This window comes from Flammeovirga aprica JL-4 (assembly GCF_012844305.1).
Lineage (GTDB): Bacteria > Bacteroidota > Bacteroidia > Cytophagales > Flammeovirgaceae > Flammeovirga > Flammeovirga aprica.
Map to the genome: position 1 here is coordinate 1 of NZ_JABANE010000207.1, position 6,135 is coordinate 6,135.

At 32.8% G+C, this 6,135-nt stretch carries 5 protein-coding genes; 2 read left to right on the forward strand and 3 right to left on the reverse strand.

Translation table 11 applies throughout. The features are described 5' to 3' along the window. Positions 1–385 precede the first annotated feature (385 nt). Positions 386–1,288, forward strand: coding sequence for a hypothetical protein (locus HHU12_RS32755; RefSeq protein WP_169660947.1), 903 nt, complete (start codon positions 386–388; stop codon positions 1,286–1,288). 108 nt (positions 1,289–1,396) lie between these two features. Here the strand turns inward: HHU12_RS32755 and HHU12_RS32760 are convergent, their stop codons facing one another. Continuing rightward, positions 1,397–1,876 (reverse strand): glutathione peroxidase, encoded by a 480-nt coding sequence (locus tag HHU12_RS32760; RefSeq protein ID WP_169660948.1) that lies wholly within the window; start codon positions 1,874–1,876, stop codon positions 1,397–1,399. 207 nt (positions 1,877–2,083) lie between these two features. On the opposite strand from HHU12_RS32760, the gene HHU12_RS32765 reads away from it, so the two are divergent. Further along, complete coding sequence (locus HHU12_RS32765) at positions 2,084–3,526, forward strand: LysM peptidoglycan-binding domain-containing protein (protein ID WP_169660949.1); 1,443 nt, start codon at positions 2,084–2,086, stop codon at positions 3,524–3,526. Positions 3,527–3,568: 42 nt separating this feature from the next. Here the strand turns inward: HHU12_RS32765 and HHU12_RS32770 are convergent, their stop codons facing one another. After that, positions 3,569–4,495 carry a hypothetical protein gene (locus HHU12_RS32770; RefSeq protein ID WP_169660950.1) on the reverse strand — a complete coding sequence of 309 codons (927 nt, stop codon included), beginning with the start codon at positions 4,493–4,495 and terminating at the stop codon, positions 3,569–3,571. Between the two features lie 204 nt (positions 4,496–4,699). Beyond that, entirely contained in the window at positions 4,700–5,863 is a 1,164-nt protein-coding gene (locus tag HHU12_RS32775; protein ID WP_169660951.1) for a LamG domain-containing protein, read from the reverse strand. Positions 5,864–6,135: the final 272 nt, after the last annotated feature.

A 6,135-nucleotide genomic window follows, 5' to 3' on the forward strand; every position in this document is an offset into this window, starting at 1 on the left:
ATGAAGATTTTATTAAATTTAAATTATCGCTGACTTACTTTTTGTCTAATTTAATGTCGGTGAGTAGTTACATTTATGTTATTCATAAAATAATACCTTATTCATTTGTTAATAACATTAAATAACTTATGTTTGTGAAACTCCTTTAAAAAATGTGGAGTGTTTTTATTCCAGCTATTTGAAAACTATTTTTCATAATTAAAAACTAACGTAAAGTATATATTCTTTAATCCTTCATTTTCTAGTTAAAACCTTGCTTATCATTGTGATGGGTAGTGTTGATTATTTTGTTTATCTAATTCTATATTGATTTTAGAGAATGAAATAAGAATGGATTATCGTGTCTATAGAACAGTAAATTTTTTCATTAAACTCAAAAATTAAAATGAGACCAGCTAATTTATTTTTCGACATGCTTGAAGGAGTATGGCAAAACAAACTAAATGACCAATGGCAGGACAATTGGGGGTGGAATTTCATCACACAGCCTGATTTTGAAAACCGTTCTTTTGAAGATTTTCATACAGGAGTGGACCCAATGAGAGAAACTATGACTTTCAAGAAAATTGGATCAGCAAGAAACATTGGAGAAGTAGGTGAAGCGGGCTTTTGGCAGTCAATGGCTTATGAAATTGACATCAGAAACCACACATTTCCTGATCCTAAAAATCCAGACGGTAAAGGTATTCATCATGAAATGGGGCACTTCTTATTACAAGTAGATAGCCTTGAAGATGATGCTGATGCTATTGTTAGTCAAAGAGGCTCAGACCTTTCAGGTGTTATCATCAGACAAGCCACAATTCCAAGAGCTAACTCTTTTATGACGCATGGTCGTTTGGATATAGAATCTGTTGGGAAGGCATTGGAAAATTCAGACCTTGACAGCTTCTATTCTGCTAGAACAATCTCAACTCGTTCTGACTTACAAGAGAAAATTGATATTGAGTTAAGTGATAAAGCCATACAAGCAGGAGCGCCCAATCCGACTAAACTAGTTTCCTTATTGAAGCAAGTAGATGAAGAATCATTAGGGACCATTTCTCCAGGTACTCAAGACTGGGTATTTTCTTTCAGATTTGATAGAAATCCATCACAGATGGCAAGCGGGCAAAGGGTCAATGAACCTGTAGGGATTGATAATCTTCTGAGTGATTTCTGGATCGGAAAAAGAATGATTGATGGACAAGAAAGAGAAATTCTGCAGTACACACAGAAAGTGAACTTAATATTCAACGGTCAGAAATGGCCTCACGTGGCTGTTAATACTTTGATTAAACAACTGTAATAATAATTGAATGGGGAGGTATTGTCAATTGACTTTATCTCTCTAATTCAAGATGCTAAAAAGGTGTCAGAATGTTCCTTCATATGGAGAAACATTCTGACATCTTTTTTATAAAATCTTCAAAATATCATCCTCTATTTTCTGAGGTTCTGTATTAGGTGCAAAACGCTTCACAGGATTTCCATTTTTATCAATTAAAAACTTCGTAAAGTTCCATTTGATCGCATTGATAAGCGTGCCCGGAAGTTCCTTTTTCAAGAACTTAAAAATAGGGTGAGCGTCAGATCCGTTCACATTCACTTTTTGAGTCAGAGGAAAAGTAACGCCATAATTAATCTGACAAGTGGAAACCATATTTTTATTTTCTACAGGTTCCTGACTGGCAAATTGATTACAAGGGAAGCCAATAATGACCAATCCTTTGTCTTTATATTTTTGATAAAGTTCTTCTAACCCATGAAACTGAGGTGTTAAACCACATTTTGTGGCAGTGTTAACCACTAAAATAGTTTTTCCTTCAAAATCACTCATGGCTATATCTTCGCCTAAAGTGTTCTTAGCAGAGAAGTTATAAAAAGGTGCACTCATTTTTAGTAATGTTGGAATAATGATTCGAATGTAATTTTAACTCAAGATGATTATATAAAAGTGAATAATCAATCATTTGTTTAGAATAACAGATAAATGAGGTGAATGTTTTTAAAAAATGTGGATTTTCATACATGATAACGATAATTTTCATAGATTAGAATAATGTAAAATTTTACTCTTTAAAGAGATTCAACTTTTTTGTTTATGACAATTCAGGAACTTCAAGAACGCTATCAGTTTAACCGTGAAACTCCAATTGTAATTGGTGATAGATGTAAAGTATTTTATGGTAAATTGGAAGAAGATGCAGTACTCGTTATTGCAGATTTATCTCCCAGGATAATAGCGAAAGAACCTGTTGATTCTTTTGAAGCTGGTGCTACTTTTTCATTTGAGGGTACTTCCGAAACTTCAGATACTTATGTTTTCGGATCTGTCCAATATACAATTCGCATGCTGGATAATTATTCAGAAGAAATTCAGCAAAAAGTAGAAATGATAATCAAAGAAAAAGATGAAGAGTCTTTAAGACAGCACGAAAAAGATCTTTTATATGCTTTACGATTACCGGAACTAGACCGAACACAAAAACTCTTAGACATTAAAAGTCTTTATAAACAGGAGCTTTATGATGAGACATTTAAAGCAATAGCATATGATTACGCAGATGATCTGCTTTTAGATGGAGAAACACTTTATCTGTTAGGAGATATGTGTGAGAAAGGCATGGGGACTTTTAGAAATGTGGAACAAGCACGACAATTTTTTGCAAGAGCCGCTGAAGTTGGAGTCACTAATGCTCAGAAAAGAGTGGAAATGATTGATGAGGAATTAAATAGATCTCAAACGACAGAAGTTAAAGCAGAGGAATCTGTTGATGCAACCCCTTCAGCTTCAAGGTTAAAGAGGAAATCGGGTCCCGTCAATAGAAGAAGAGGTTTATCCAAAAAGAATAAAATTAGATATACCATCATTGGGTCTTTCTCATTTATTTTAGGTCTTTTTATATCTTCAATATTCAGTTTTATTCTTTCTTTCACGAGTAATTCTTCTGCTACTGTTACGGATGACTCACAAGAAATTAATGCTTCTTCGGATGAAAATTTAACAGAATCCGACGTTTACTTCAAAAAGCTTGAAAGTGATCTTCTTAAACAAATGGCTGATCTCAGAAATTACAAGTATGGGATGGGTAAGTTGAAAGAAGGAGTTACTATGATTGAGCAAGCTGAAAGAACGAATGACTTTACAGCAACTCAATCCAAAAGGCTAACTCAGTTGAGTGGTTTTATTATGGGGCAAATCTCAGCGATGAATGATAATAAAAAAGAAGATTTTTGGATTAAACATAAAAGTAAAGCAGGGGAGACCGTGATTAGTATTGCAAACCATTATAAAGTTCCCGAAAAAAATGTTTTAGATTCTGAGGGAAAAACAATATCGATGGATCGTATTTTTAAGAACAATGAAATTGTGAAAGTGGGAATTCCAGCATTATTTTTTGATCATAAAATCTTACCTGGAGAAAGTATTGGCACCATTTCTAATAAGTATGATATACAGCCAGAGGATATAAGAAAACTCAATGAGTTACCTTCAGATGTTATACATCCTGGTCAGGAATTGAGAGTTTATATTCGAGAATAAAATAACAAGGGGTAATTCATTGAGGATGGATTACCCTTTTTTTTATTTGAAGAAATAGAAGTAAAATTTAATTATTCTTCGTTTTATACCTTTTACATTCACATATTTATAAAACTTCATAAAGTAATCATTTCCTTCTTTGCAGTTTTTCTCATCAAGAAGGGAAAGGTCTATACCTTCAACTACTTCTGTTTTAAAAGGATTCCAGAATAAATTACCACTGTTGACACCACTGCCATCCATACCAATATTATTGACCAATGACTTTGAAGCATTTACACACAACCCTTTTTGAAGCAAAATACTTGCACTCCATTTGATTGCCCAAGTTTTTATAGTACCATCCAGGTTTTGATTTAACTGTTGAGTGCCATAAAAATACCCATCAAGATCTATAGCATTTTCTAAGTTTTTACTTTTAAGTAATTCTAAAAGTTCTTCCGTGTTCGCATTAAACTTATTCCAACAAGACTCCCACGTAGCCCATCCCCAGCAAGACATATGTGTGGAAAAGAAGGAAGTTGTTTCGAATTTATTCTTTTGAAATGGCGATTTAGGTAAATAAGCATTGATATGCATCACTTTATCGTTGTTTTTATACATTTCCAATGCTTCATTCATATATTTTAAAAAGCCTTTTGACGTCACAATGTCATCTTCTAATATTATAGCCGTACCATGTTTTTGAATGACATGAGTAACTCCATTGATAATAGAATCAGCTAACCCTTTATTTTCTTCACTTTCAATAATTTCAGTATAATCTGACCAATATTGAGTGTTTTTTACAATGTCTCTTGTCTCTTTTATATTATTCAATTCCTCTTGAGTAGCACCATTTTTTGGCCCATCACAAAAGATATAGAAAGGGGAGTTTTTAAATTCAGGATTATTATTGATAGCCTTTAATACTTGTTCGCTATGCCAAGCTCTATTATAGACAAATAATATGATAGGGGAATAAGACATTGATATAGAATACTAAAAAAGATGAATGAAGTGATTCTTCACTGCTTAAAATTAGGCGTAAAATTAGTGAAAAAATTATATTGAAAACTGTAATTTTCGTTAAGAGAGCGGATGTTGAAAATAAAAAATAATGCATTAAATAAGAAAACCCCTCTTTATTTCAATTAGAGAAACAAAGAGGGGCTCTCAAAAAATATAGAACGATTATTTAATGTATAATTGATAAATTTCGTTCTGAGTTAAGCCTCTGTCATAAATTCTATAATCATCAATAGCACCTTGGAAGTATTGTGTTAAAACTCTGTCAGGAGATTGAGGATAAGCATAAGTCTTACCAATTAGCATATCATAATCATTTCCTAAAGTTTTTCCTTCTTCAACTACATGCTCGCTTACTTTTAAAGCATTGATGTAGTTTGTGAACTTTTTACCATCAAAAGTTGAAGTAAATAAGATCCAACGGTCTGGTTGATTATTATAAGTATATCTTGAATCCAACCAAGTGTTATCTTGGAAGAACATAGTCCATCCAAAACCACCATATTGAGGGTGATATCTTGAATGAGTTGTATAACATACAAAGTAATCGTCTACTGTAGGGAATGTTTCTGGTGACTGTCCGAAGATACCAGTGTATTCAACATCAAAAGAAGTAGGTTTGATCCAAGCTGAAAGTGTAAAACCTTTACAACTGTCTACAACTGCAGAAGAAGATAGGAATGTAGAAGAACCATCAAGGTACAAAGCTTTACCAGCTTCACCATGTCTATTCTCTACATATGTAATCGAACCATTTTCTGTTAAAGAGATAGCATTTTTGCTCATATCTTCAGTTGTTCCATCAAATGGTAAGTACAATAGTAAACCTTGCTTTAGATAATCTACTATGCTGAAAGTAAATGTACTGTACCCATACTCTTTTAGTTCACCAAGGGAAGTATCTACAACTTCTAAGAATACAGCCGGGTCATCATTTGTAGATACTGTAAATGAAACTGGAAGTGGATTGGTTACCAAATTTTCAAGGTCTGACCCTGACTTAGGAGTGATAAATAATGCTTCACTGCTATCATTTAGAACAATAAATTCTGTCACTTGATAATCTCCGACTACAAGTGTCATTTCTTCAGATAGGTAAGCCTCATTAACCTTAGAAACAGCAAGTTCTTTTTGCGAGTAGAGAACATTTTCTCCTTGAGCAATAGAAATAATGATTTTTGAAGGTTTGCTTTCCATCATCCTTGCAGATGAAGAATTTTGAGAAAAAGAGAATTGAACCATTTGTTGTGGCTCCTCAATGCTTTGATTTTCACATGAAAATAAAGCGACTAAAATTGCCACTAATAAAAATGGATTGAAATTTTTCATTGTTAAATTTAAAATGTTGCTAAAAGTTTAATGACATCAAAAAATGAAATATATTTAGTTTGCTTGATTTAATGATATACTTCGTGTTACAAATTTAATAATTACTTATAATGTAATGTCCTGAAAAAACGATACAGTTTTTCAGTGAATTAATTTCGATATAAGACTCAATAATTTTAAGAATTATTGGGTCTTTTTTTGTGGGTAACCTTCAGTTTTTTTCTTTTCGCTACCGCGGGTTCCTCAAATTTATCGATGCAAAATTGATTCGC